Annotated in this window: 19 protein-coding genes; 9 read left to right on the top strand and 10 right to left on the bottom strand. The window is 72.2% G+C overall.

The genetic code is table 11. From position 1 onward, the window contains the following. Nucleotides 1-6: 6 nt before the first annotated feature. The 8 genes from E5083_RS14655 to E5083_RS14690 all read right to left on the bottom strand — a co-directional run bounded on the left by E5083_RS14655 (nucleotide 7) and on the right by E5083_RS14690 (nucleotide 11,476). Complete coding sequence (locus E5083_RS14655) at nucleotides 7-930, bottom strand: S66 peptidase family protein (RefSeq protein ID WP_135786126.1); 924 nt, start codon at nucleotides 928-930, stop codon at nucleotides 7-9. Further along, nucleotides 927-2,879, bottom strand: coding sequence for a S9 family peptidase (locus E5083_RS14660; protein WP_425276725.1), 1,953 nt, complete (start codon nucleotides 2,877-2,879; stop codon nucleotides 927-929). Before E5083_RS14660 ends, E5083_RS14655 begins: the two co-directional genes overlap by 4 nt. A gap of 16 nt (nucleotides 2,880-2,895) precedes the next feature. After that, a complete protein-coding gene (locus tag E5083_RS14665; protein ID WP_135786128.1) occupies nucleotides 2,896-4,200 on the bottom strand; it encodes a M20/M25/M40 family metallo-hydrolase in 1,305 nt (434 codons plus the stop codon). Next, nucleotides 4,193-5,026, bottom strand: coding sequence for a M55 family metallopeptidase (locus E5083_RS14670; RefSeq protein ID WP_135786129.1), 834 nt, complete (start codon nucleotides 5,024-5,026; stop codon nucleotides 4,193-4,195). Before E5083_RS14670 ends, E5083_RS14665 begins: the two co-directional genes overlap by 8 nt. A 74-nt stretch (nucleotides 5,027-5,100) precedes the next feature. Continuing rightward, complete coding sequence (locus tag E5083_RS14675; protein WP_135786130.1) at nucleotides 5,101-5,820, bottom strand: class I SAM-dependent methyltransferase; 720 nt, start codon at nucleotides 5,818-5,820, stop codon at nucleotides 5,101-5,103. 77 nt (nucleotides 5,821-5,897) lie between these two features. Then, nucleotides 5,898-8,315, bottom strand: a complete 2,418-nt coding sequence (locus E5083_RS14680; protein ID WP_135786131.1) for an ATP-binding SpoIIE family protein phosphatase — start codon at nucleotides 8,313-8,315, stop codon at nucleotides 5,898-5,900. Between the two features lie 144 nt (nucleotides 8,316-8,459). Beyond that, entirely contained in the window at nucleotides 8,460-10,865 is a 2,406-nt protein-coding gene (locus tag E5083_RS14685; protein WP_135786132.1) for an MFS transporter, read from the bottom strand. A gap of 167 nt (nucleotides 10,866-11,032) precedes the next feature. Continuing rightward, nucleotides 11,033-11,476, bottom strand: a complete 444-nt coding sequence (locus tag E5083_RS14690) for an SRPBCC family protein (protein WP_135786133.1) — start codon at nucleotides 11,474-11,476, stop codon at nucleotides 11,033-11,035. Nucleotides 11,477-11,610: 134 nt separating this feature from the next. Here E5083_RS14690 and E5083_RS14695 point away from each other — a divergent pair, with 134 nt between their 5' ends. The 3 genes from E5083_RS14695 (at nucleotide 11,611) to E5083_RS14705 (ending at nucleotide 14,955) form a co-directional block, all read left to right on the top strand. Then, nucleotides 11,611-12,657: an Rv2578c family radical SAM protein gene (locus E5083_RS14695; protein ID WP_135786134.1), complete on the top strand. Its 1,047-nt coding sequence runs from the start codon at nucleotides 11,611-11,613 to the stop codon at nucleotides 12,655-12,657. Nucleotides 12,658-12,798: 141 nt separating this feature from the next. Beyond that, complete coding sequence (locus E5083_RS14700; RefSeq protein WP_135786135.1) at nucleotides 12,799-14,361, top strand: alpha/beta hydrolase; 1,563 nt, start codon at nucleotides 12,799-12,801, stop codon at nucleotides 14,359-14,361. Between the two features lie 84 nt (nucleotides 14,362-14,445). Further along, nucleotides 14,446-14,955: a GNAT family N-acetyltransferase gene (locus E5083_RS14705; protein ID WP_135786136.1), complete on the top strand. Its 510-nt coding sequence runs from the start codon at nucleotides 14,446-14,448 to the stop codon at nucleotides 14,953-14,955. On the opposite strand, the gene E5083_RS14710 is transcribed toward E5083_RS14705, so the two are convergent. Next, nucleotides 14,937-15,530 (bottom strand): adenylosuccinate lyase, encoded by a 594-nt coding sequence (locus E5083_RS14710; protein ID WP_135786137.1) that lies wholly within the window; start codon nucleotides 15,528-15,530, stop codon nucleotides 14,937-14,939. The genes E5083_RS14705 and E5083_RS14710 overlap by 19 nt on opposite strands. Then, a complete protein-coding gene (locus E5083_RS14715; protein ID WP_135786138.1) occupies nucleotides 15,523-16,383 on the bottom strand; it encodes an alpha/beta fold hydrolase in 861 nt (286 codons plus the stop codon). Before E5083_RS14715 ends, E5083_RS14710 begins: the two co-directional genes overlap by 8 nt. Before the next feature lie 234 nt (nucleotides 16,384-16,617). Between E5083_RS14715 and E5083_RS14720 the strand changes: the two genes are divergently transcribed. The 6 genes from E5083_RS14720 (at nucleotide 16,618) to ccrA (ending at nucleotide 24,956) form a co-directional block, all read left to right on the top strand. Next, complete coding sequence (locus E5083_RS14720) at nucleotides 16,618-17,907, top strand: glutamate-cysteine ligase family protein (RefSeq protein ID WP_135786139.1); 1,290 nt, start codon at nucleotides 16,618-16,620, stop codon at nucleotides 17,905-17,907. Further along, the gene (locus tag E5083_RS14725) at nucleotides 17,904-18,944 is read left to right on the top strand and encodes a hypothetical protein (protein ID WP_135786140.1); all 1,041 of its coding nucleotides are present in this window, start codon (nucleotides 17,904-17,906) and stop codon (nucleotides 18,942-18,944) included. Before E5083_RS14720 ends, E5083_RS14725 begins: the two co-directional genes overlap by 4 nt. Before the next feature lie 41 nt (nucleotides 18,945-18,985). Continuing rightward, on the top strand, nucleotides 18,986-20,122 hold the full coding sequence (locus E5083_RS14730) for an alpha/beta fold hydrolase (RefSeq protein WP_135786141.1): 1,137 nt from the start codon (nucleotides 18,986-18,988) through the stop codon (nucleotides 20,120-20,122). A 309-nt stretch (nucleotides 20,123-20,431) separates the two neighbouring features. Continuing rightward, nucleotides 20,432-22,237 carry a 3-hydroxyacyl-CoA dehydrogenase family protein gene (locus E5083_RS14735; RefSeq protein ID WP_135786142.1) on the top strand — a complete coding sequence of 602 codons (1,806 nt, stop codon included), beginning with the start codon at nucleotides 20,432-20,434 and terminating at the stop codon, nucleotides 22,235-22,237. Nucleotides 22,238-22,385: 148 nt separating this feature from the next. Then, a complete protein-coding gene (locus E5083_RS14740) occupies nucleotides 22,386-23,195 on the top strand; it encodes a TetR family transcriptional regulator (protein WP_202448154.1) in 810 nt (269 codons plus the stop codon). Nucleotides 23,196-23,615: 420 nt separating this feature from the next. Continuing rightward, nucleotides 23,616-24,956, top strand: a complete 1,341-nt coding sequence (gene ccrA, locus E5083_RS14745; protein ID WP_037855229.1) for a crotonyl-CoA carboxylase/reductase — start codon at nucleotides 23,616-23,618, stop codon at nucleotides 24,954-24,956. The last annotated feature ends 1 nt before the right edge of the window (nucleotide 24,957 follow it).

The raw sequence follows: 24,957 nt of genomic DNA on the forward strand, positions 1-24,957 counted from the left end.
CGGAAGTCACCGCAGCGCGGGCTCCTCCAGGGTCAACGTGCCCGCGTCCGCGTCCAGTTCGGCCGCCAGACCGAAGGGGACCGTCAGGGCGTCCGGGCAGTGCCCGAACCCGGCGCCCTCCAGGACCGGGACGCCCAGCGGGGCCAGCCTGTCGGCGAGCATCGGGCGGAGCGAGTCGTACGGTTCGCAGTCCTGCCAGGAGCCGAGGAGGACGCCACGGACCTCGTTCAGCCAGCCTGCGCGCAGGAGCTGGGTGAGGTAGCGGTCCAGGCGGTACGTCTCCTCGCCCACGTCCTCCAGGCAGAGCAGGCCGCCCTCGGCGGAGGGGCGGGCGTGCGGGGTGCCGAGTTCCGCCGCGAGGAGGGAGAGGCAGCCGCCGAGGGTGGTGCCCCGGGCGCGGCCGGGGACGAGAGGTTTGCCGTCGGTGGTGATCCGCTGGACCTTTTCCGGGGTGAAGAGGGTCGCGTACAGGTGGTCGCGGGCGCGTTCGCTGCCGATGAAGTCGATCCCGGCGGCCATCGGGCCGTGCAGGGTGACGAGGCCCAGGCGGGTGGCGAACGCCTCGTGCAGGGCGGTGATGTCGCTGAAGCCGACGAGCACCTTCGGGCCGGCCGCGCGCATCGCCTCCCAGTCGAGGAGGTCCACCATCCGCTGGGCGCCGTAGCCGCCGCGCGCGCAGAGCACCGCATCCACCGAGGGATCGCACCAGGCCCGCTGGAGGTCCTCGGCGCGGTCGGCGTCGGTGCCCGCGAGATAGCCGAACTGGCCGTGCCGGTCCAGCACATGGGGTCCGGCCACCGGGTCGAGGCCCCAGCCGCGCAGCACGTCGAGGCCCGCGCGCAGCCGTTCCTCGGGCACCGGCCCGCTGGGCGCGACCACGGCCACGCGGGCGCCGGGGGCGAGACGGGTGGGGCGCTCGAGTTGCTTCACGTACCCAGCTCCAGTTTCGGGACGCCGGGCAGGTCGAAGCCGAACACCTGGGCGTACAGGGACAGTTCGGCTTCCGTCGCGCGGACCATGGTGTCGGCGCGCCGGAAGCCGTGGCCCTCTCCGGCGAAGGCCAGGTAGGCGTGCGGGACACCCCGGCCCGCTACGCGGTCGAGGAAGTGCTCGCACTGCTCGGGCGCGCAGATCACGTCGTCCAGCCCCTGGAGGAGCAGGAAGGGGGCGGTGAGCCGGTCGGCGCGGTTCGCGGGCGAGCGCTCGGCGTAGCGGTCGGGGACCTCGGCGAAGGGGCCGACCAGGGACTCCAGATAGCGGGACTCGAAGTCGTGGGTGCGGCCCGGCCCCCAGGTGGTGAGGTCGAGGATCGGGTAGCTGATCGTGCCGCAGGCGTAGACGTCGGTGCCGGTCAGCGAGGCCGCGGTGGTCCAGCCGCCCGCGCTGCCGCCCCGGATCGCCAGCCGGTTCCGGTCGGCCGTGCTCTCCTCGGCCAGCGCGAGGGCCACCGTGGCGCAGTCCTCCACGTCGACCACGCCCCACTGGTGCCGCAGCCGCTCGCGGTACTCGCGCCCGTACCCGGTGGAGCCGCCGTAGTTGACCTCGGCGACGCCGATGCCGCGTGAGGTGAAGGCGGCGATGGCGAGGTCCAGCACCAGCGGCACCCGGCTGGTCGGGCCGCCGTGCGCCCAGATCACATAGGGCGGCAACTCGTCGTCAGGGCCGGTGACTTCGGGGTGCCGGGGCGGATAGACGTGCGCGTGCACCTCGCGGCCGCCGGGTCCGGTGAAGGTGCGGACCTCCGGCTCGGGGTAGTAGGCGGGGTCGACGGGGTCCCGGTGCCGGGCGCCGATGGTGCGGGCGCGGCCGGTGCCGGTGTCCAGCTCGATCACCTCGTACCCGGTGCGCGGGCTGGCGCCGATGGCCGCGACCCGGCTGCCGTGGGCGGCGAGGGAGGAGTCGAACTCGGTCCAGGGACCGGCCGCGTCGGCGATCTCACCGGTCTCCGGGTCGAGTATCCCGAGCACGGCGGCCCCCCGCCCGTGCAGCACCGCGAGCAGCCCGTCCGCCAAGGGTACGAACCAGCGCAGGCCGGGCTTCCACAGCGGTCCGGCGAACTCCTCCTGGCGCGGGCACAGCGGTACGCCGTCCCGGTACAGGTTCCACCAGCCGCCCCGGTCGCTCGCGTACAGCAGCCGCCCGTCCGACGCCCACTCGACCTGCGCGATCGCCTCGTCGTCGCCCCCGGCGACCGTGCGCACGTCCCGGAAGAGGCCGTCGTCGCCGACCTCCGCGACGAGCAGCTCGGTGCCGTCCCAGGGCATGCGCGGGTGGTCCCAGGCGAGCCAGGCGGCCCGGCGGCCGTCCGGGGAGACGCGTGCCCCGGTGACGAACCGGTGCCGCTCTTCGATGAGTTCACGTACGGCGGACCGGTCCTCGGCGGCCGACCCGTCCAGCGGTACGGCGGCCAGTACCCGTCGTACGTCACCGCTGCCCTCGCCGGTGAACTCCTCCAGCACGCAGCGGACTTCACCGCGCTCGAGGTCCAACTCCGGCTCGGCCCAGCGCAGTCCGCCGCCGACCGGGGAGATCGGGGTCAGCGGGACCGGTTCGCCGCCGGGTTCGTAGCGGTAGAGCCGCTGGTCGGCGAAGTGGGTGAAGACGACCAGGGGGCGTTCCGGGCCGGGGGCGGCGGTCCAGGGGCGGCCGCCGTACTCGTGGACGCGGTTGCGCACGTTCCACGGCGGCGGCAGCACCGGCTCCTCGGCACCGGCGGCCGTGCGGCGCACCAGGGCGCGGCGGCCGCCCTCGGCGGGCCGGGGCTCGGTCCACCAGACCTCGTCCCCGACGAACCCCACCCACTCGGGGTGCCCGTCGTGCGCGGCGGCGAGGGCCGCGTCGATGGGCGACGGCCAGGAACCGTACGGCTGGACCCGCATCTCATCCCCCATGTCGTCAGGCCGTCCGCAGGAAGCGGTCGAGGACGCGGACACCGAACTGGAGCGCCTCCACGGGCACGCGTTCGTCCACGCCGTGGAACAGCGCCTGGTGGTCGAAGCCTTCGGGCAGCCGCAGCGGGGCGAACCCGTAGCCGGTGATGCCGAGCCGGGAGAACTGCTTGGCGTCGGTGCCGCCGGACATGCAGTACGGGACGACGTGCGCGGCCGGCGCGAACTCCTCCACGGCCGCCCGCATCTTGCCGAACAGCGGGGCGTCCACCGGGGCTTGGAGGGCGACCTCGCGGTGCACGTACTCCCAGTCGACGTCCGGTCCGGTGAGGCGGTCCAACGTGGACTCGAACTCCTCCTCGCCGCCCGGCAGAAAGCGCCCGTCGATGTGCGCGTGAGCCTCGCCGGGGATGACGTTGACCTTGTAACCGGCGTCCAGCATCGTCGGGTTGGTGCTGTTGCGGACGGTCGCCTCGACCAGCTTGGCGGCCGGGCCGAGCTTGTCCAGCAGCAGCTCCATGTCGTCGAAGTCGGCTTCCACGCCGTACAGTTCCGCCAGCTCGGTGAGCGCGGCCCGTACGGTCGGGGTGATGCGCAGCGGCCACTGGTGCTCGCCGATCCGGGTGACGGCGGCGGCGAGCCGGGTCACCGCGTTCTCCCGGTTCACCTTGGAGCCGTGCCCGGCGCGGCCGCCCGCGCTGAGCCGCAGCCAGCCGGTGCCCCGCTCCCCCGCCGCGACGGGGTAGATCTCACGCCCGGTGCCGTCGTGGAAGGTGAAGGCGCCGGACTCCCCGATCGCCTCCGTACAGCCCTCGAACAGTTCGGGGTGCCGGTCGGCGAGGAAGCCGGAGCCGTCCTCCGCGCTGGCCTCCTCGTCGGCGGTGAAGGCGATGACGAGGTCCCGGCGCGGCCGTACGCCCTGCCGGGCCCAGCCGCGCAGCACGGCCAGGATCATCGCGTCCATGTTCTTCATGTCGACGGCGCCACGTCCCCAGACCACGCCGTCGCGGACCTCGCCGGAGAACGGGTGCACGCTCCAGTCGGCGGCCTCGGCGGGCACCACGTCCAGGTGGCCGTGGACCAGCAGGGCGTCGGCGGACGGGTCGGTGCCCGCGACCCGGGCGACGACGTTGCCGCGCCCCGGTGTCCGCTCCAGCAGCAGCGGTTCGAGACCGGCACCGGCCAGGCGCTCGGCCGCGTACTCGGCGGCGGGCCGCTCCCGGCAGTCGCCGCCGCCCCGGTTGGTGGTGTCGATCCGGATCAGCTCGGAGGTGAACTCGACCACCTCGTCCAGCGCGCGCTGGTCAGCCATACTGCTCCTCCACGGCGGCCGAGGCGATCGTGGTGACCGCCTTGAACGTGCGAATTGCCTCGTACATCGTGCCGTTGGTGTACGCCACCTTGCGCTCCCCGGTCCGCGCGACGCCCGGCACCACGGTGACGGCCGTCGCCAGATGCTCGGCGTCGAACTCCACGGCGACCGTGAACGGCCCCTGCTCCGACGGCTCCTGCCGCACCGCGAGCCGCGCCGCCTCCTTGGCCGCCGCGCGGATGTCGGCGGCGGTGCGGGCCGGGGTACGGCAGACGGCCGCGTACCGCGAGACATGGTCCTTGACCGCGACCTTCAGCGCCTCCGGCGCGTAGCCGAGCGCGTCCTCGCAGGCCAGGTCGTCCCCGGTGACCAGCACCACGGGCACCCCGTACTCCGCGACGACATGGGCGTTGAGCAGGCCCTCGCTGGCGCGTACGTCGTTCAGCCAGACGCCGGTGATCTGGTTGGCGAGGTAGGTGTGGGCGAGGACGCCCTCCATGCCGGCGCCCGCGTGGTAGCCGATGAACGCGATGCCGTCGACGTCGCCGTGCTGGACGCCCTCCACCATGGACAGCGCCTTGTGCCGCCCGGTCAGCATCTCGACCCGCTCGTCCAACTGCTCCAGCAGCAGGTTCCGCATGGTCCAGTGCGCCTCGTTGACGAGGACCTGGTCGGCGCCGCCGTCGAAGAAGCCCTGGGCGGCCGCGTTCACGTCGGAGGTGAACATCCCCCGGCAGCGCTCCCACTGCGGCGTCCCCGGCAGCACGTCGGCGGGCCAGGTGACCCCGGTGGCGCCTTCCATGTCGGCACTGATGAGGATCTTCATGCCGCGCAGGTTACGCGCCCGGCCCGGCGGCGGCTACGACCCGGTCCCCGGCCGCCGCCCGGCACGGACCCTTCTCACTCGCGCGCCAGCACGAACCACCTGGCCGGCAGGTCGATGCGGGTGCCGTCCGGGAAGTGCTCGGTCTGCGGCAGGACCGTCTCCCCGGTGGCCAGGATCTTCAGGCCCGCCTCGGCCAGCAGACGGGGGATCTCCTCGTCCCCGGCGTCCGCGGGCTTGAGGTCGTGGTGGAAGACGCGGCGGAGCTTCGGCGGCGGCCCGTCGGGGCCTTCGGCCGCCCGCTTCAGGACGTCACGGGAGGCGGAGGTCAGTTCCACGACGAAGGCGCGGCCCTCTTCCCCCAGCAGCTCGGCCACGGCGGCGGCGACCAGGGGCCGGGCCGCGGGTTCGCTCTGGTGGATGACGGCGCGCATGTAGACATTGCTGTCCCCGAGCCGGTCGTGCAGGTCGCGCACGGCGTCGGTGTCGGTCAGGTCGAGCTGCTCGAACTCGGCGGCGCCCCCGGCCGTGGCCCGGCGGGCGTGGTCGATCGCGGCGTCCGAGAGGTCGACGCCGACCGCGCGGGCGAACCGGGTGGCGAGGTAGCGGGTCTGGGTGCCGTTGCCGCAGCCGAGGTCCACGATGGCGCGGCCGGCCTCGGCGTGCGGCAGGAGGAGATCGCTGTGCGGCTCGGCGGTCAGCGCGGGGTCGGAGTCCCAGATCGCGTCCCCCCGCTCGTCGGAGGTCTCCCGCCAGAAACTCTCCCAGTTGGAGCGGTAGTCGTCGGAAACGTTCACTGCGATCTCCCCAGGGGTCGGTGCCATGATCGGGATATCGCGCCTACTGCCCTCCGACAAGGGGTCCAAGGGCACCTTTACGGGATCAGCGCCTGCTCGAACCACACCGTCTTGCGGTGCCCGCTCGTGGTGGCGCCCCACTCCTTCGCCAGCCGGCTGACCACACCGAGGCCCCGGCCCGCCTCGTCGTCCGGCCCGGCGGTGCGCATGTCGGGCAGCTCCGGCTCCTCGTCCGTGACCTCGAACAGCAGGTCCCCGGCGCGGACCACGCGCAGCCCGATGGGGCCTGGTCCGCCGTGCCGTACCGCGTTGGTGACGACCTCGCTGACCAGCAGCAGCGCGGTGTCCACCGCCTGCGGCAGCCCCCACTTCAGCAGGCGCTCGCGGACCAGGTGCCGGGCGCGGGAGACCTCGCGCGGGGCGGACTCCAGGTGCCACTGGGCCACGTGGTCGTCGGGGATGCCGTTGAGCCGGGCCATCAGCAGGGCCACGTCGTCCTTGCGGCCGCCACGGGTGTTGAGGGCGCGGATGATGGTGTCGCAGGCCGCGTCCATCGAGGCGGCCGGGTGCGCTGCGGACTCGCAGAGCGCGGCCAGCCCCTCCCCGATGTCGGAGCCGCGCACCTCGACCAGGCCGTCCGTGCACAGCACCAGCCGGTCGCCGGGCGCGACCCGTACCGTGGTCGCCTCGAAGGGCACTCCGCCGACGCCGATGGGCGCGCCGGTGGGGAGTTCGAGCAGTTCGCTGCCGCCGTCCGCCGCGCGGACCAGCACGGGCGGGATGTGCCCGGCGTTGGCGACCCGCAGCTCGCCGCGGATCGGGTCGTAGACGGCGTAGAGACAGGTGGCGAGGTAGTTCTCGCCGAGCCGACGCGCCAAATCGTCCAGGTTGCGCAGCAGTTGGGCGGGCGGAGTCTCCAGTGCGGCCATGGTCTGGACGGCGGTGCGCAACTGGCCCATCATCGCGGCCGAGTTGAGGCCGTGGCCCATCACGTCACCGACGACCAGCGCGGTGCGCGAGCCGGGCAATTTGACGGTGTCGAACCAGTCGCCGCCGATCCGGCCGAGCAGCGTGCCGGGCAGATAGCGGGTCGCCACGTCGCACCCGGCCATGCGCGGGGTGACCTGCGGCAGCATGCTGTCCTGGAGGGTTTCGGCGACGTTCTCCTGGTACGTGTACATGCGCGCGTTGTCGAGCACCAGCCCGGCGCGGGCGGCGAGTTCGGCGCCGGTGGTGCGGTCCATGCCGTCGAAGGGCAGCCGGTCGGCGCGGCGCAGCAGCACCATGAAGCCGAGGACCACATTGCGGGCCTTGAGCGGGACGATCAGCAGGGAACGGCCGTTGATGAGCGGGCGGAGGTCCCGCTTCTCGAACTCGCCGGAGATCCGGTCGCCGAGTTCGTCGCTGATCCTCGGGATGAGGACCGGTTCGCCGGTGACCATGCACTGGTAGAACGGCGTGTGCTCGGGGAAGGCGAACGCCTCGCCGACCGGCACGGTGTCGTCCCAGCGGCCGGGTTCGTCGTTGTGCTCGACCCAGACCCGGTGCATCAGGGTGCTGGCGTCGGGCGGCCCGTCGGGGAAGCCCTCGCCCGCGAGGACGGCGGAGCGCAGATGGGTGCCGGCGAAGTCCGCGAACCGGGGTACGGCCGCGCTGGTGACCTCGCGGATCGTCTCCCCGAGGTCGAGGGAGGTGCCGATGGCGGAGCTGACCTCGTTGAGGAACTCCAGCCGCTCCCGTACCGCCGCGTACTCCAGGTCGGCCGGGGCGTCGGCCGGTATCAGGGGCTCGCCGCGGGGGTGCGGGACAACGCTGTCAGAGCGGCCGGGGCGCCGGGGCACCCCCCAGTACGGAGTGACGGGGACCCGCTCGTACTGGCTGAACTCCAGCACTGGATAGCCGAGTTCGAGAACCTGGGAGACGATGCGGGCGCTGAGGCCGGGGCCCATGTTGGGCAGGATCTCGGGGAGCCTGCGCTCCAGGTCGGCGGCGGTGGGCAGCTCGGTGTGGCGGGCGAAGCCGGGCGCGATGCGCTCGGTGCTCTCGTCCGGGTGACCGCGCGCCGCGCGCAGCCGGGTGGCGTCGGCGGCCAGCACCAGCAGCCGGGAGGGGCCAGGGCCGACCAGCGGGTAGGCCCACCACAGCACGTCGATCCGCTCGTCGTCCCCGCGTCCGGGCGGGGTGAGCCGGGCGCGCCCTGCGGTGGGGTAACCGGTGTGGGCACTGAGGGAGGTCTCCAGGTCGGGACCGTCCCCGTCGTCGGGCGTGTCCTCCTGGAGGTCGTCCGGCAGGGCGCCGGAGACGGGCAGCAGGTCCGCGACGGGCTGCCCGACGGCCGTCTCCCGGCCGGGGCCGAACAACCGCCCGGCCCCGCTGCTCCAGTGGGACACCAGGCCCGCGCGGTCGACGATCACCACGGCCAGCGGAATCCGGCCCGCCGCGGGGTCCTCCGCACCGCGGCCGGGAGACACGTCCCGCTCGCTGCCACGGTCCATGGCCCAGGCCCTCTCTCCCCACGGCAGTACGCGAACGATCAATGCCGCCCGCCACTACGGTACGGGGGAGTCACGTCGCCATGTGTGGCAAACCGTGAATTCCGTGTCCGCAGATCGCCGTTGAGCCGAGAGGGCCGGTAACCCTCAGTCCTCGTGCCCCAGTTGCAGGTCACGCTCGGTGCGGCCGCCGCCCGCGACCTGGAGGACCGTGGCGACCGGCGGGTAGCCGGCCGCGATGACGGTGTACTCGCCGGAGGAGAGGTCGACGAAGCGGAAGGTGCCGTCGGCACCCGTGGTGAGGGTGTCGACCACGTTCCCGGCCGCGTCGAGCAGGGTCACCCGCGCGTCCTCCACGGCGCGCCCTCCCCCGGCCCGGACGGTGCCCTTCAGTACGGCCCCGCCCGCGAGTTCGACGTCCTGCCGGGTCTCGCGGGACGCCTGGACGGTGACCGGGAGGGCGGCCGGGCGGAAGGCGGGGGCGCTGGCGGCCAGGGTGTACTCCCCCGCGACCAGCTCGCCGATGACGTACCCGCCCTCACGCCCGCTGCGGGTGGCGGCGACGACCTCGCCGTGCACGTTGGTGAGCGTGACGGTGGCGTCGCGCACGGGGCTGCCGTCGGCGGTGAGCACGGCGCCCGCGAGGCGTCCGGCGCCGCCGAGGACCACGTCCAGCTCGACGGGGCGTTCGCCGACGGTGACGGAGACGGCCTGCGGCTGGTGGCCGCCGGCCGCGGCGATGAGCACGTAGGAGCCGGCGCCGGGGGTGGCCAGCGCGTAGCGGCCGTCGTCGCCGCTGGCGCCGCGGCCGATCTGCACCCCGCCGACGTCGATGAGGGTGAGCGCGGCGCGGGGCACCACGGTGCCGTCGGGGTGCTGGACGGTGCCGCAGACCGCGATCCCGGCGGTGTGCGGCGCGCGGGCCTGGGGCGGTACGGGGATGCCCGGCACGGTGTCCGGGTCGGTGGCGAGGGGGGCGTGCTGGGACACCAGGGGTTTCTCCTTGAGGAAGAAGGCGATGATCAGGCCGAGTACGAGCACCGGCACCAGGTACAGGAAGATCCGGGGCATGGCGTCGGCGTAGGCGTGGATGTAGGCGTCCCGCAGCGCCGGGGGCAGCGCGTGCACGAGCTGCGGGGTGATCGCCTCGGGGTCGGGCAGCGCGGCCGAGGCGTCGGGCGGGAGGTCCTCGCGCAGGGCGTCGGTGAGCCGGTCGGCGAAGAGGGTGCCGAAGATGGCGGCGCCGACACTGCCGCCGATCTGCCGGAAGTAGTTGTTGGCGCTGGTGGCGGTGCCGAGGTCGGCGGGGCGCACGGAGTTCTGCACGGCGAGCACCAGGACGGGCATGACCAGGCCGATGCCGGTGCCGAGGACGGCCATCCAGACGCTGTAGGACAGCCGGGGGGTGTCGGTCTCCAGCCGGGACAGCAGCCACATGCCGAGCGCGGCGAGCGCGGCCCCGGCCACCGGGTAGACCTTGTAGCGGCCGGTGCGGCTGATGAGCTGGCCGCCGACGATGGAGGCGCCGACGATGCCCGCCATCATGGGCAGCATCAGCAGCCCGGACTCGGTGGCGCTGGCGCCGTCGACCATCTGGAGAAAGGTCGGCAGATAGCTGGCCGCGCCGAACAGGGCGACGCCGATCACCAGGCCGACCAGGCCGGTGATGTTGAAGACCGAGTCCCTGAACAGCCGCAGCGGGATGAGGGGTTCGGCGGCGAAACGCTCCGCCACGACGAACAGGATCACTGCCGCGACGGCGCCCGCGCCGAGGCCGATGATCTCGCGCGAGTCCCACGCGTACTCGGTCCCGCCCCAACTGGTCAGCAGCACCAGGCAGGTTGAGGCGGCGGCGAGCAGCAGCGCGCCGGGCACGTCCAGCCGGGCCCGCTTCCTCGGCCGGGGCAGCTTCAGCACGACGGCGACCACGGCGAGGGTGACCAGGCCGAAGGGGACGTTGATGTAGAAGCACCAGCGCCAGGAGAGATGGTCGGTGAAGTAGCCGCCGAGCAGCGGTCCGGCGACGGATGCGAGGCCGAAGGCGGCGCCGATCAGGCCCATGTAGCGGCCGCGCTGCCGGGGCGGCACGATGTCCGCGATGATCGCCTGCACGCCGATCATCAGGCCGCCCGCGCCGATGCCCTGCACCGCGCGGAAGGCGATCATCTGGTCCATGCTCTGCGCCCGCCCGGCGAGGGCGGAGCCGACCACGAAGACCAGGATGGCGAACTGGAAGACGCCCTTGCGGCCGAAGAGATCACCGAGCTTGCCGTAGAGCGGCAGGCCGATGGTGGAGGTCAGCAGATAGGCGGTGATCGCCCAGGACATCTTGTCCAGGCCGTGCAGCTCGCCGACGATCTTCGGCAGCGCGGTGGCCACGATCATCTGGTCCAGCGCGGCCAGCAGCAGCGCGAGCATCAGCCCGACGAAGACCAACCGCACCTGGCGCGCGCCGAGTTCGGGTTCCGGTGCGGGTGGTGGGTCCAGGTGTTCGACCGGAGCCGGCACCGCCTCGGTGACCGGCTCCTCGCACACCAGCGTCGTTCCGCCCACGTACCGCTCCCCTCGCTCACACCTGTCGCACATCCCGCGTTACGCGACAACTGCGAACACATACGGCGAGTTACGGCATGAATCCGGTCTCGGCGGAGATCACTCGAACCGGTGAGGGGAGCGGCGCGGGGAGCAACGCCCCCCGCACCGGCCGGTGTTTGGAGAGATCAGCTCTCGACCTGGGCAGCGAGCCTGTCGAGCACCGAGTCGTAGATGCGGCCCAGGCCCTTGGGGGCGAAGGTGCGCTCGAAGAAGCCGCCGATGCCGCCGGCGCCCTTCCAGGTGGTGGTGACCACGACACGGGAGCGGCCCTCGTCGGCCGGCGTGACGCGCCAGGTGGTGACCATGGTGGAGTTCTGGTCCTTCTCGACCAGCTCGCCCGGGGTCGGCTCGCTGACCTCCAGCAGGCAGTCGCGTACGCGCTTGCTGGTGGCCTGGAGCTTCCAGTGGACGAGGGTGCCCGCGCCGTCGCCGCCCTCGCGGACCTCGTACTCGCTGAAGTGCTCGGGGAGCAGCTTCGGGCGGGTGGTCCGGTAGTCGGTCAGCGCGTCGAACACCCTGTCGGCGTTCGCCGCGACGACTCGTTCCGTAGTGGCCTCGACCTGCGCCATCGCTCTCCTCCAGGACCTGTGTCTCCAGCGTTTCGGATCAGCCAACCACCCCGGCATCCCGGCTCCAAATCCGGGTCCGCCCGATCATGGGAACAGATGTTCTATTGTGGGGAACGAGCTACCGAGGAGGCGTCATGCGCTGGGAGAACCTGACCGACGAGTCCGGTGGTCACGGCCGGACCCCCGACGGCGCGCTGTTCGGCGCGGACGCCGTGGTGACCCGTACCTTCGACACGCCCGAGTTCAAGGGCATCACCTTTCACGAGGTGCGGGCGCGGTCGATCCTGAACCGGGTGCCGGGCGCGTCCCGGATGCCGTTCGAGTGGACGGTGAACCCCTATCGGGGCTGTTCGCATGCCTGTGTGTACTGCTTCGCCCGCAAGACGCACAGCTATCTGGACCTGGACACCGGTCTCGGCTTCGACTCGCAGATCGTGGTCAAGGTCAACGCGCCCGAGGTGCTGCGCCGCCAGCTCGCCTCGCCGCGCTGGGGCGGGGAGCACGTGGCGATGGGCACCAACGTGGACTGCTACCAGCGCGCGGAGGGGCGCTATCGCCTGATGCCGGGGATCATCGACGCCCTCACCGAGCGGGCCAACCCCTTCTCCATCCTCACCAAGGGCACCCTGATCCTGCGCGACCTGGACCAACTGGTGCGCGCGGCCGAGGTCACCGACGTCGGCATCTCGGTCTCCGTGGGCTTCACCGACGCCGCGCTGTGGCGCACGGTGGAGCCGGGCACCCCGGCGCCCGAGCGGCGCCTTGACGTGGTGCGCACGCTCGGCGAGCACGGCATCGGCTGCGCGGTACTGATGGCCCCGGTGATCCCCTTCCTCAGCGACCAGCCAGCCCAACTGCGCGACACCGTCCGCGCCATCGCGGAGTCCGGGGCCACCTCGGTGACCCCGCTGGTGCTGCATCTGCGGCCCGGCGCGCGGGAGTGGTTCATGAGCTGGCTCGCCGAGCACCACCCGCACCTGGTGACCCGCTACCAGCGGCTGTACGCGGGCGGCTCCTACGCCCCCACCTGGTACCAGCGCCGGGTCACCCGCCAGGTGCACGAGCTGGCACGGGAGTACGGCATCGGGCCGACCCGCGCGGGCGCCACCCGGCGCATCCGCCCGGCCCGGAGCGACGAGCGGCCGGCGGAGCCGGAACCGACGCAGCTCACCCTGATGTGAGCGCGTTCGAGGGCATCCGGCGACCCGTTCGGGTCAAGTGCGGGGCGGACGGGCTCAAGGGACGGGGATTGCAGGGACGATGCCGCGAGGACCGCGGCCCTCGCGGTCCGCGCCATCCTCCGTCCCGTGGAGTTGCCACGCATGAGAACACGCGCAGCCGTGCTGGGCGCGACGGCCGTCCTGCTGGCGGCCTCGGCCACCGCCCTGCCCGTCCAGGCCGCCCCCGCCCCCGCCGCGCCGGGCCTGACCTGGAAGGACTGCGGCACCGGCGACTACCCGACCCTCCAGTGCGCCTCCCTGAAGGTCCCGCTGGACCACGCCCGGCCGGCCGGGCGGCAGATCTCGCTCGCCCTGTCCCGCGTCCCGCACACCGCCAAGACGTCCCAGGGACCGCTGCTGGTCAACCCCGGCGGCCCCGGCGGCAGCGGGCTCACCCTCGCCGGGTACATCGCCTCCGCGCTGCCCGCGACGGTGGCCGCGCAGTACGACGTCATCGGCTTCGACCCGCGCGGCGTCGGCAAGAGCACCCCGGCGCTGAACTGCGCACCGGACCACTTCACGCCGGTACGCCCGGACACCGTCCCGGCCACACCCGAGCTGGAGCGGCGGAACCTGGACCGGGTGCGGTCCTTCGCCGCCGCCTGCGGCAAGGCCCACGCGGACGTGCTGCCGTACATCGACACCGTCTCCGCCGCCCGTGACCTGGACGCGGTCCGCGCGGCCCTGGGCGCCGGCCGCCTCAGCTACCTCGGCTACTCCTACGGCACCTACCTGGGCGCGGTCTACGCCAAGCTCTTCCCGGCGCGGGTGCACCGGCTGGTGCTGGACTCGATCGTCAACCCGACCGGCGTCTGGTACGAGGACAACCTCACCCAGGACCACGCTTTCGACGCCCGCCACAAGGCCCTGATGGCCTGGATCGCCACGCACGACGAGGCGTACGGCCTGGGCACCGACCCCGCGCGGATCGAGGCCGACTGGTACGCGCTGCGGGCCGCGCTGGCGAAGGACCCGGCGGACGGCACAGTGGGTGCCGCCGAGCTGGAGGACACCTATATGCCGGGCGGCTACTACGACGGCTACTGGCCCTACCTCGCCGAGGCGCTGGCCTCCTGGGTGCACGACAAGGACACCGGGCCGCTGGAGCAGGCGTACGAGAACTTCGCCGCCGTCGACGCGGGCGGGGACAACAACTACAGCGTCTACACGGCCGTGCAGTGCCGGGACGCGCCCTGGCCGCGCGACTGGCGCCGCTGGTCGCGGGACACCTGGGCGGCCCACCGCAAGTCGCCCTTCATGACCTGGAACAACGCCTGGTACAACGCGCCGTGCGCGTTCTGGCCCACGCCCCCGCGCGAGCCGGTCAACATCGCCAACGGCAAGCTCCCCCCGGCCCTGCTCTTCCAGGCGACGGACGACGCGGCGACCCCGTACTCGGGCGGCGTGATGACCCACCGCCTCCTGGCCCACTCCAGCCTGGTGGTCGAGCAGGGCGGCGGCAACCACGGCATCACCCTGACCGGCAACTCCTGCCTGGACGACCACCTCACCGCCTACCTCACCGACGGCACGGTCCCCCGCGGCCGGGGCGAAGTGGACGCGGTCTGCGCCAAGTCCCCCGCCCCGAAGCCCCTGGACGCCAAGACGGCCCCCGCCGCCTCAAAGGGCTCGACCCTCCACGGCCTCCTGGGCTTCCGCCACTGAACCCCCCACCGGTGCCCGCCACTTCCGGCGGGCACCGGAAAATCCGGGGGCGCCCGGCCGGTGCCGCTCTCTACGCTCCCCGCCATGGACACCCTCACCATCCGCCCCATGGCCCTCTCCGACTGCGACCGCGTGGCGGAGATCCGCGTGACCGGCTGGCGGCACGCCTACCGGGGGCTGATGCCGCAGGCGGACCTCGACGGACTGAGCGCCGAGGCCGACGCCGAGCGCCGCCGGGCCCACTTCACGCGCCCGGACGACCCCACCACCCATCTGGTCGCCGAACGCGCCGGCCAGGTCGTCGGCTGGGCCTCGGTGGGACCGTACCGGGACGGCGAAACCCGCACGCCGGACGCCGAGTTGTACGCCCTCTACGCCGACCCCGCGCACATCGGAACCGGCATCGGCCGGACCCTCCTCACCGAGGCCCTCGCCCGCAGCACCGCCCACCCGCGCATACTGCTCTGGGTCCTGCGGGACAACACCCGCGCCCGGAGCTTCTACGAGCGAGCCGGCTTCCGCCCGGACGGCGCCGAGGACGGCACATCGGTGCCGGAGGTGCGGTACGCCAGGTCTCAACTCCGCTGCTGCTGACGCGGGATGCGTCCCAGCGCGGTCACGGCGGCCGCCGCCAGGGGCGGATGGGCGAGGGCTTCGGTCAGCACTCGCTTCGCCCGTGGGTCGGCCAGGGTACCGAGGCCCTCCACGCAGGCGAGGGCGACCCGGCGGTAGGGGTCGTGGGGGCGGAGGCGGCGTTCGAGAGTGGTGATGAGTGCGGGGACCGACTCGGGCGCGCGCAACCGGACGAGGAGACGCACCGGTTGGAGGGCGTAGGCGACCCGGAGTTCATTGGTGGCGAGCGCGGCGGCCGCCCGCGCGGTACGCGGGTCCCCGAGCACGGCCAGCGCCTCGGCCGCCGCCGCGCACCGGGGCGGGTCCCGGTGATTGAGCAGCAGCACCAGAGACTCGAACGCCCGCCGGTCCCCGGCGACTCCGAGCCGATAGGCGGCCAACTCACGGGCCCACAGGGGCTGTCCGGGCGCGGTCAGTACCTGCGCCAGTTCATCGAGGTCCCCGGTGCCGAGCAGCCGCTCCAGCGCCGCCGCACCCCGTGACTCCTGGCGCAGGCGATCGGCGATCGCGTACGGCGCCGCGTGCCGGTCAGTCACTGCCGAGGGACTTGAGCTGCCGCTGGAGAACGCTGGGACCGATGAGACCGAAATGATCGAGTTCGGTGATATGGAAGGAGACCCGCGCGGTGTCGGCACCCTGCCCCTGAACGGCGGATTCCATTCCGGACAGATGTTCTTGATAGTCGGCGGAGAGCACGATGTTCACGCTGTCCGCGATTTCGACCACACGTGCCACTCGGGCACCGAACTGATCATATCCGGCGGGTTCCCAGTAGTGCATCATGTCGTCCGCCAACTGCCGGACCTGACCGAAGTCCTTCGCCGCGATTCTGCTCGCATAGGTGCACAAGGATCGAAATCCGTCGAGATCGGGTGCCAGTTCGACCAGTTTTTTCAGCGCCGGAAGCGGATCACGCCGGTCGGCGGCGGCGAACAGCCGTGAGATGGTCATCGTCGACCGATTCACATTGGGGTCGAGCAGCAGGGCGCCCTGGAGCGGGGGGCGCCACTCGCCGGGGCTCGACATCCAGTGCTCGGCCAGTTGCAGCACCAGATCGGCGCCGAGCGAGAACCCGGCGAGAACGATCCGTTTCTCCGGCTGGTCGCGCGCGATCCTGCGCACCAGGGCGGCCACCATCTCGACGTGCTGCCGCACCGGCACGGGTGAGAGATGGTCCGTCGCACGGGGTGCGTAACCCGCCAGGTTGACGGCGATTCCATGCGTTTCGTGCGACTCCAGATACCCCTGATAATCCGTCGCGTCCAGCCCCAGGCCGTGGAAGAACACCGTCACAGTGGGCGAATCGGCCACACGTTCCAGATAGCTGAGCTGTCCGAAACTCTTGTACGTCAAGCTGCCCGAAGGCAGAGAAGACAGAAGGGTTGCCATGGAATCGGCCACTCTCTTGAACGGGATGGGCGCGGAAAGGGCTTCCGGTGACGACAGACCCTAGTCCAGTACCCGTTCCGACATCGCAGGAATCGGAACTTTCCGGCCGCATCGTTTACCGCAAGCTTCATGCCCGACGGCCGCGGGTAGAAATGATTCCGAGCTTGAGGGATTCCCGTACGGCCGTTCCATCCATGTCGGGGTGATCACTAGGGCTGGGGGGAGCGTGCTCCTTTGGACGACGCCTTGAGCGAGCCGGAGGCGGCAGCACTGATCTTCGATCACTCGATGTGCCGGGGCCGAGTGGGCCGCATCGGGGTGGAACTGGAGTGGTTCGTCCTCCCCCTGGGCGACGCCTCACGCCGTGCGGACAGCGCGGAGTCGCTGCGTCTCGCCTGCCTGCTCGGGGATCAACTACCCCGAGGCAGCCGCATCTCCTGGGAGCCGGGCGGCCAACTGGAGCTGAGCGGCGCCCCGTTCGACTCCGTCTCCGACTGCGTGACGGCGGTCGCGGCAGACGTCGCCGTACTCCGGGACCGGGCACGCGCGGCGGGTGCCCGGCTGCTCGGCGCCGGCCTGGACCCCCGTCCGCCGTGCTTCTCCGTACCCCTCCCCCGCTATCAGGCGCTGCGCCGCTACTACGCCCGGCTCGGCCACGAGGGCGACACGCTGCTGTGCAACACCGCGTCGGTGCAGGTGAACGTGGAGGCGGGCGACGGCTCGGCCGGCTGGCGCGGCCGGTCCCGGCGGTGGCTGCTCGCCAACTCGCTGGGCCCGGCCCTGATGGCGATGTTCGCCAACTCTCCCGCCCCACACGGGAGGGAGGGTGCGTTGTCCGACTCCTCCGGGCGTCAGTCGCTGCGCTTCAGGACGGACCCGTTCCGCACCGGCCCGCTGCCCTGCGAGGGTGATCCGCGCGAGACCTGGACCCAGTACGCGCTCGACGCCCAGGTGGTCGGCGTCCGCCGGACCGCGCCATTAGACAGCCCCGCCGCATGGGACCCGGCGCCCGCCGGACTGACCCTGAGAGGGTGGCTGCGCGGGGCCGGACCGGGAGCGGTGCATCCCACCGACGTCTTCCACCACCTGAAGTCCCTCGTCCCGCCCGTGCGCGCCTGCGGCCATCTCGAACTCCGCATGATCGACGCGCAGGAGGGCGACGACTGGATGGTTCCGCTCGCCGTGGTGGCGGCGCTGCTGGACGACGAGCCGACGTCCGACGCGGCCGCCTCCGTCGTCGCCGCGCGCTCCCTGGCCCCCACCCGCCGGGACTGGGTCGACGCGGCCCGGCACGGCCTCGCCGACCCCCAACTGGCCGCGCTGGCACGGGAGACGATGACCCTGGCGCTGTCCGGCCTGAAGCGTCTCGGCGTACCGCCGGAGGTGTACGGCACGGTGGAGCGGTTCGCGGAGCACCACACCCTGCGGGGCCTCGCGCCCGCGCACACGCGGCAGCCCGCCCACACGCGGCAGTCGGAGCGCGAGGCATGCCCCGCCGTCCCCGAAGGAGTGACCGCCTCGTGACCTCCACCCGCGGGGAGTCGCTGCGCGCGGCTCTCACCGACATGCTCCGCCACCAGCAGGGCAATCACGGCTGGGCGGTCCTCCACGAGGGCCTGGCCGGCGTGGCCGCGGCCGACGGGCCCACGGCGCTGGACGCGTTGCTGGCGGAGGTGTGGCTCAAGCGGCCGTACATCACCGACGCGCATGCCATCACGTTGCTCGGTATCGCCGTCCAGCACCACACGCTGCACGACGGCGGCCCCTCGGAGGTGTTCGACGCGAAGACACCGCTGCCGGTCCGGGTCCGGCTGCTCGCGGGGCTGTTGGCGGAGCGGCGCGCGGAGCTGACCCGGCTGATGGCGGAGCACTCCAACTCGTACACCGGCGCACGGCGTTTCCTGGTCCCGCAGTTGGTGATCGGGGCGTTCGCGCAGGCGCGCGGCATCGAGCGGGTCCGGCTGATGGACCTGGGCACGAGCATCGGGCTGCTGCCGCGCCAGCTGAACGTGGAGCCGGTGTTCGACCGCTTCGCCCCGGACCTGCACTGGCACCCGGCCGCTCCCCCGTTCCGGCGCATCCCGCTGGAGTACGTCTGCGGGGTGGACCGGCCCCCGCTGCCCACCCTGGAGTGGGTCCGCGCCTGCCACGGCCCCTCGGACTACTACGAGCGGCGGTTCGGAGAGGTCCTCTGGTCCCTCGACCAGGCGAAGACGGCGGGCCGGTACGACGTTCCGCTGCGCCCGCTCGACCTGCTGGACGTGCGGGCGCTGGCCGACGCGCTGACGTCCGCCCGGATCAACGTGGCCACCTGCACCTTCGTGCTCTACCAGTACGCCGAGGACGTCAGGCGGCGGGTGATCGACACTGTGCTGGGCGCGCTGGACCGGCCGGGCCTGCTGCTGGTCATGGACCCCAGCCACGGGTTGGCCCGGATGGGCTGCTCGGTCCACGCCTACGTCGACGGCAGCACCGAGGCCCTGCATGTGGCCGATGTGTCGGACGCGCACTGCATGGGGGACGTGACGGTCCGGCCGGGTATGGGCGTCCTGGCGGGGTGAGGGGTCCGTCGCGGCGGGACGCGGCGGGGACGGGGGTTCGGATGATCCACAGCTCAGTGCTGATGGAGCGGACAGCGGCGTTCGTGGCCCGGCACAAGCTGGCCCTGACGCTGGCCGGCGGCCTGACCGGGTCGGCCATCGGCATCTACAGCGACGAGGCGCGGGCGCTGATCGCCTGGACGTGGAGCCATGTCGTCGCGGGCGGCACGCTGGTGACGCTGGCCGTCGCCGGTGTCTTCTCGCTGGCCTGGTGGGCGCGCGGTCTCACCGAGCGGCGGCGCGAGCTGCGCCGGGAGGTGGTCCGCAACTTCTTCGACATCCACGCCGACGACTTCGAGGAGGACCTTCCCTCGGACGACGCCGTGATCGGCCGCCAGCTCTGGTACCTGGAACGCGGCGCCGAATCCGGTGATCTCGTCGTGCTGTTGCACGGTCTCGGGCTGGACGCGGACGACTTCCGCCCGTTCATGAACGTCGCCCGGCAGCACACCGTCGCCATCACTCTGTTCGGCCACAACGTGGAGGAGACCCGCGACCACCGGTACCGTCCGATCGGCATGGCCCTGCACGCCGACCTCATCAGCGGCGCCCTCAACAACCTCCAGCGGCAGTACCCGTACAAGCGGCTCACGCTCGTCGGGTTCTCCGTCGGGTGCGATCTGCTGTTCCGGCTGGCCGAGTTGTGGCGGGACCATCCCGAACGGCAGCCCAAGATACGGTCGATGCTGCTGCTGGACCCGAACATCAACCACTCCACGATGGTCATCTCCAGCAAGGTGGCCCGGCTCAACCCGGAGCATCCCCTCGCGGAGCTGAAGCGGATCGCGCAGATCCCGGCGGAGATCGTGGAGTTCCAGAACTTCTGCGAGTACCTGCACAAGATCAGCGGCAAGGACCTCGGCCAGGTCCAGCGCTACGCGGCCGACCTGCTGGACTACTGGGAGCCTGACGGGCGGTACGAGCTGTTCTTCGAGCGGCTGGAGCGGGTCCGGGCGATCAGCGACCTGACCCGCGTCTACTTCTCGCTCCACTTCGAGCAGCGCTTCAACGACGTGGTGGCGCGGGCCCGGCAGCGGGGCATCCGCCAGGTCTTCGATCTGCGCCGGGTGGACCACTTCGAGTTCTGCCAGGACGCGTTCCTGAAACGGGAGATCAGCGCGCTGCTGCGCGGCCGTTGAGCCGACGCCCCGAGAGATCCGCGCCGGGGACTGGCGCGCTCGTTACTCACTGGTTAAGCTCAGACGAGCGAGTTACCCACTCGCGCTTCGGCTGGCGACGGTCTGGTGACGCAACCGTCGAGAGCACGACCCGGCTCCGGGACAGGGCCGGTCGGCAAGTTGGACCGTCATGGGCGTGTGCGCGCCCGCCACGACGGCACCGGGCGTGTGCGCTTCGCAGCCCGGCAACACCCGCATCCCGCGTTTCGGCACGCGTCCTCACGCGTGCCGCGCGTTCCTCGTCGTCACCACTCTTCCTGGAGTTCCGCGATGGCCACTCCCCTGTCCCACACCCCTCCCTCCCCGCTGCGGACGATCGCCGTGGTCGGCCTCGGCACCATGGGCACCGGTCTCACCGAGGTCCTGGCCCGCGCCGGCCGCACGGTGGTCGGCATCGACATCGACGCGGCCCAGGCCGCCACCTGCGTCCAGGCGCTGGAGCGCTCCACCGCCCGCGCCGTCGAGCGCGGCCGGCTCACCGAGCCCGAGCGCGCCGCCCTGCTGGACCGGGTCACCACCTCGACCGACCTCGCCGCGGCCGCCGACGCCGACCTTGTGATCGAGGTGGCCCCGGAGTCGTACGAGATCAAGCAGCAGATTTTCGCCGAACTGGACCGCGTGGTGCGGCCGGAGGCGATCCTGGCCACCGGCACCAACGCGCTGTCCGTCACCCGGCTCGCCGCCGGTTCGGAGCGCCCCGAGCGCGTCCTCGGCCTGCACTTCTTCAACCCGGTGCAGGCGATGAAGCTGGTGGAGGTCGTCTCCTCGGTGCTGACCGCGCCGCAGGCCGTCACCGCCGTCACCGACCTCGCACTCGAACTGGGTAAGGAGCCGGTCGCGGTGGGCGACCGCCCCGGATTCGTCGCGGACGGCCTGCTGTTCGGCTATCTGAACCAGGCCGCCGCGATGTACGAGGCGCGCTACGCCTCCCGCGAGGACATCGACGCGGCGATGCGGCTGGGCTGCGGTCTGCCGATGGGCCCGCTCGCCCTGCTGGACCTGATCGGTGTGGACACCGCCCGCCGGGTCCTGGAGGCGATGTACGCCGAGTCCCGCGACCGGCTGCACGCCCCGGCGCCGATCCTGAAGCAGCTCAGCCAGGCGGGCCTGACCGGCCGCAAGGCGGGCCGCGGCTTCTACACCTACGCGGCTCCGGGCAGCGCCGAGACCGTCCCGGACGCCCTCACCCCGGCGTCCGGCAGCGCCGCGTCACCGGGCCGTACGGTGCGCTCGGTGGGCGTCGCCGGGTCCGGCACGATGGCGTCCGGCATCGCGGAGGTGTTCGCCAAGGCCGGGTTCGAGGTGATCCTGGCCGCCCGCAGCGAGGAGAAGGCGCAGGCCGCCAAGGCCCGGGTCGGCAAGTCCCTGGACCGCTCGGTCGCCAAGGGCCGCCTGACCGCCGAGTCGGCGGCGGGGATGCTGGAGCGGATCACCCCGGCGGGCGGCTACGAGGCGTTCGCGGACGTCGATCTGGCCGTGGAGGCCGTCGCGGAGGACCTGGACGTCAAGCGGCAGCTCTTCCAGGCGCTGGACAAGGTCTGCAAGCCGGGCGCGGTCCTGGCCACCACCACTTCCTCGCTGCCCGTCGTCGCCTGCGCCCGCGCCACCTCGCGCCCGCAGGACGTGATCGGCATGCACTTCTTCAACCCGGCCCCGGCGATGAAGCTGGTGGAGGTGGTGCGCACGGTGCTCACCGCCGACGACACCCACGCCACCGTCCGCGAGGTCTGCGCCCGGCTCGGCAAGCACCCGGTGGACTGCGGCGACCGCGCCGGCTTCATCGTGAACGCGCTGCTGTTCCCGTACCTGAACAACGCGGTCAAGATGGTCGAGGAGCACTACGCGACCCTGGACGACATCGACGCGGCGATGCGGCTGGGCGGCGGCTACCCGATGGGCCCGTTCGAACTGCTGGACGTGGTCGGGCTGGACGTCTCGCTGGCCATCGAGAAGGTGCTGCACCGCGAGTTCCGCGACCCGGGTCTCGCCCCGGCGCCGCTGCTGGAGCACCTGGTGGCGGCGGGCTGCCTGGGCCGCAAGACCGGCCGGGGCTTCCGCGAGTATGCCCGCCGCTGACGGCGACGGTTTCCGGGACGGACCGGAGTGGGGCGGGCTGCTCGAACCGGGCGGCCTCACCCCGCCCGGCCGGGCCCCCGCCCACCTCGGGGACGAGGGCCTCCCGGCACCCGCGCGTGGCACGGCGTCCATGCAGTACGTTCGGGTCATGTCCCAGCCCGTCAGGTCCTCACGTACATCCGCCGCCTCCGACGCCCCGGAGAGCGCCGCGGGCGGCCGCGCCGCCGCCCAGCGGCTGAAGATGCGCCGGGAACTGGCGGCGGCCGCGATGGAACTCTTCGCGTCCAAGGGGTACGAGGCGACCACGGTGGACGAGATCGCGGCGGCGGCCGGCGTCGCCCGGCGCACGTTCTTCCGCCATTTCCGCTCCAAGGAAGAGGCGATCTTCCCCGACCACGACGACACCCTGATCCGGGCCGAGGCGGTCCTCAACGCGGCCCCGGCGCACGAGCATCCGCTCGACACCGTGTGCCGCGGGATCAAGGAGGTCATGCGGATGTACGCGGCCCAGCCGGAGATCTCGGTGGCCCGCTACCGGCTGACCCGCGAGGTGCCCACGCTGCGCGAGGCGGAGATCGCCTCGGTGGCCCGCTACGAGCGGCTGTTCACCCGCTATCTGCTGGGCCACTTCGACGAGCGGGCGCACGCGGACGACGCCAACGACGATCCGCTGCTGGCCGAGGTCGCCGCGTCCGCGGTGGTCACCGCCCACAACCATGTGCTGCGGCGCTGGCTGCGGGCGGACGGCCAGGGCGACGTGGAGGCGCAGCTCGACCACGCCTTCGCGATCGTCCGCCGGACCTTCGGCACCGGCATCGGCGCCGGCCGGAGCACGGCCGCCACGGCCGCTCCGGCGACGGTCTCCGCGCAGGGCGAGGTGCTGGTGACGGTCGCCCGCACCGACGCCCCGCTGGACGAGGTCATGCGGACCATCGAGCAGGCGCTGAAGGAGCGCTGACCGGTTTTCTCATCCCGTGCCGACGGCCACCCTCCGGGGTGGCCGTTTTGGCATGCCGGGGGCCGATTTCACCGGGCTTTCCGGCGTCGGACGATCGATCATCGCTCATTTGTTACGTAAAGATTTCATGTGAGAGCAAGTTCTGGCACTCAGTGCCTTGCCGCCTGACACGCGGTGTCATACGTTGAGAGTGTCCGGACGGCCGGCGCGTAGCGAAATCCCGCGCGCCGGCTGTCCCCGCAAGCCACCCGGCTCGCGCGTCCGGACGCCTGCGTCACAGGCAACCTCCCGCGCCACAAAGCGCCGCCGAAGCATCCGCCGCCCAACCGACGGCACCCCCTCGCACCCCCGAGCGCACTTCCCGCACCGACGAAACCCCAGCGCCCCTCCCTCAGGGCGCTCACCGCCGGAGGCAATACCGTGACCGTGAAGGACATCCTCGCCGCGATCCAGTCGGACGCCACGTCCGCCGACTTCGCCGCCATCCCGCTGCCCGAGTCGTACCGCGCGATCACCGTGCACAAGGACGAGACGGAGATGTTCGCGGGCCTCGAGACCCGTGACAAGGACCCCCGCAAGTCCACCCACCTCGACGAGGTGCCGCTGCCCGAGCTGGGCCCCGGCGAGGCCCTGGTGGCCGTCATGGCCTCCTCGGTGAACTACAACTCGGTGTGGACCTCGATCTTCGAGCCGCTGTCCACCTTCGGGTTCCTGGAGCGCTACGGCCGCACCAACGAGCTGGCCAAGCGGCACGACCTGCCGTACCACATCATCGGCTCCGACCTCGCGGGCGTCGTCCTGCGCACCGGCCCCGGCGTGAACGCCTGGAAGCCCGGTGACGAGGTCGTCGCGCACTGTCTGTCCGTCGAGATGGAGTCCTCCGACGGCCACAACGACACGATGCTCGACCCCGAGCAGCGCATCTGGGGCTTCGAGACCAACTTCGGCGGGCTGGCCGAGATAGCGCTCGTCAAGTCCAACCAGCTGATGCCGAAGCCCGGCCACCTGAGCTGGGAGGAGGCCGCCGCCCCCGGTCTGGTCAACTCCACCGCCTACCGCCAGCTCGTCTCCCGCAACGGCGCCGGGATGAAGCAGGGCGACAACGTGCTGATCTGGGGCGCCAGCGGCGGACTCGGCTCGTACGCCACCCAGTTCGCGCTGGCCGGCGGCGCCAACCCGATCTGCGTCGTCTCCAGCGACCAGAAGGCCGACATCTGCCGCTCGATGGGCGCCGAGGCGATCATCGACCGCAACGCCGAGGGCTACAAGTTCTGGAAGGACGAGCGGACCCAGGACCCCAAGGAGTGGAAGCGCTTCGGCAAGCGCATCCGCGAGCTGACCGGCGGCGAGGACATCGACATCGTCTTCGAGCACCCCGGCCGCGAGACCTTCGGCGCCAGCGTCTTCGTCACCCGCAAGGGCGGCACCATCACCACCTGCGCCTCGACCTCGGGCTACATGCACGAGTACGACAACCGCTACCTGTGGATGTCGCTCAAGCGCATCATCGGCTCCCACTTCGCCAACTACCGCGAGGCGTGGGAGGCCAACCGCCTGATCGCCAAGGGCAAGATCCACCCGACGCTGTCCAAGGTGTACTCCCTGGAGGACACCGGCCAGGCCGCGTACGACGTGCACCGCAACCTCCACCAGGGCAAGGTCGGCGTGCTGTGCCTGGCCCCCGAGGAGGGCCTCGGCGTCCGCGACGCCGAGCTGCGCGCCGAGCACATCGACGCGATCAACCGCTTCCGGAACGTCTGAG

The sequence above is a fragment of the Streptomyces bauhiniae genome (assembly GCF_004784475.1).
GTDB lineage: Bacteria > Actinomycetota > Actinomycetes > Streptomycetales > Streptomycetaceae > Streptomyces > Streptomyces seoulensis.

What these genes read in the sequence shown, in the direction of transcription:
- E5083_RS14660 (WP_425276725.1), bottom strand. Translation starts at nt 2,879, where the DNA reads ATGCGGGTCCAGCCGTACGGTTCCTGGCCGTCGCCCATCGACGCGGCC.
- E5083_RS14665 (WP_135786128.1), bottom strand. Translation starts at nt 4,200, where the DNA reads ATGGCTGACCAGCGCGCGCTGGACGAGGTGGTCGAGTTCACCTCCGAG.
- E5083_RS14670 (WP_135786129.1), bottom strand. Translation starts at nt 5,026, where the DNA reads ATGAAGATCCTCATCAGTGCCGACATGGAAGGCGCCACCGGGGTCACC.
- E5083_RS14680 (WP_135786131.1), bottom strand. Translation starts at nt 8,315, where the DNA reads ATGGACCGTGGCAGCGAGCGGGACGTGTCTCCCGGCCGCGGTGCGGAG.
- E5083_RS14690 (WP_135786133.1), bottom strand. Translation starts at nt 11,476, where the DNA reads ATGGCGCAGGTCGAGGCCACTACGGAACGAGTCGTCGCGGCGAACGCC.
- E5083_RS14695 (WP_135786134.1), top strand. Translation starts at nt 11,611, where the DNA reads ATGCGCTGGGAGAACCTGACCGACGAGTCCGGTGGTCACGGCCGGACC.
- E5083_RS14700 (WP_135786135.1), top strand. Translation starts at nt 12,799, where the DNA reads ATGAGAACACGCGCAGCCGTGCTGGGCGCGACGGCCGTCCTGCTGGCG.
- E5083_RS14705 (WP_135786136.1), top strand. Translation starts at nt 14,446, where the DNA reads ATGGACACCCTCACCATCCGCCCCATGGCCCTCTCCGACTGCGACCGC.
- E5083_RS14715 (WP_135786138.1), bottom strand. Translation starts at nt 16,383, where the DNA reads ATGGCAACCCTTCTGTCTTCTCTGCCTTCGGGCAGCTTGACGTACAAG.
- E5083_RS14730 (WP_135786141.1), top strand. Translation starts at nt 18,986, where the DNA reads ATGATCCACAGCTCAGTGCTGATGGAGCGGACAGCGGCGTTCGTGGCC.
- E5083_RS14735 (WP_135786142.1), top strand. Translation starts at nt 20,432, where the DNA reads ATGGCCACTCCCCTGTCCCACACCCCTCCCTCCCCGCTGCGGACGATC.
- E5083_RS14740 (WP_202448154.1), top strand. Translation starts at nt 22,386, where the DNA reads ATGTCCCAGCCCGTCAGGTCCTCACGTACATCCGCCGCCTCCGACGCC.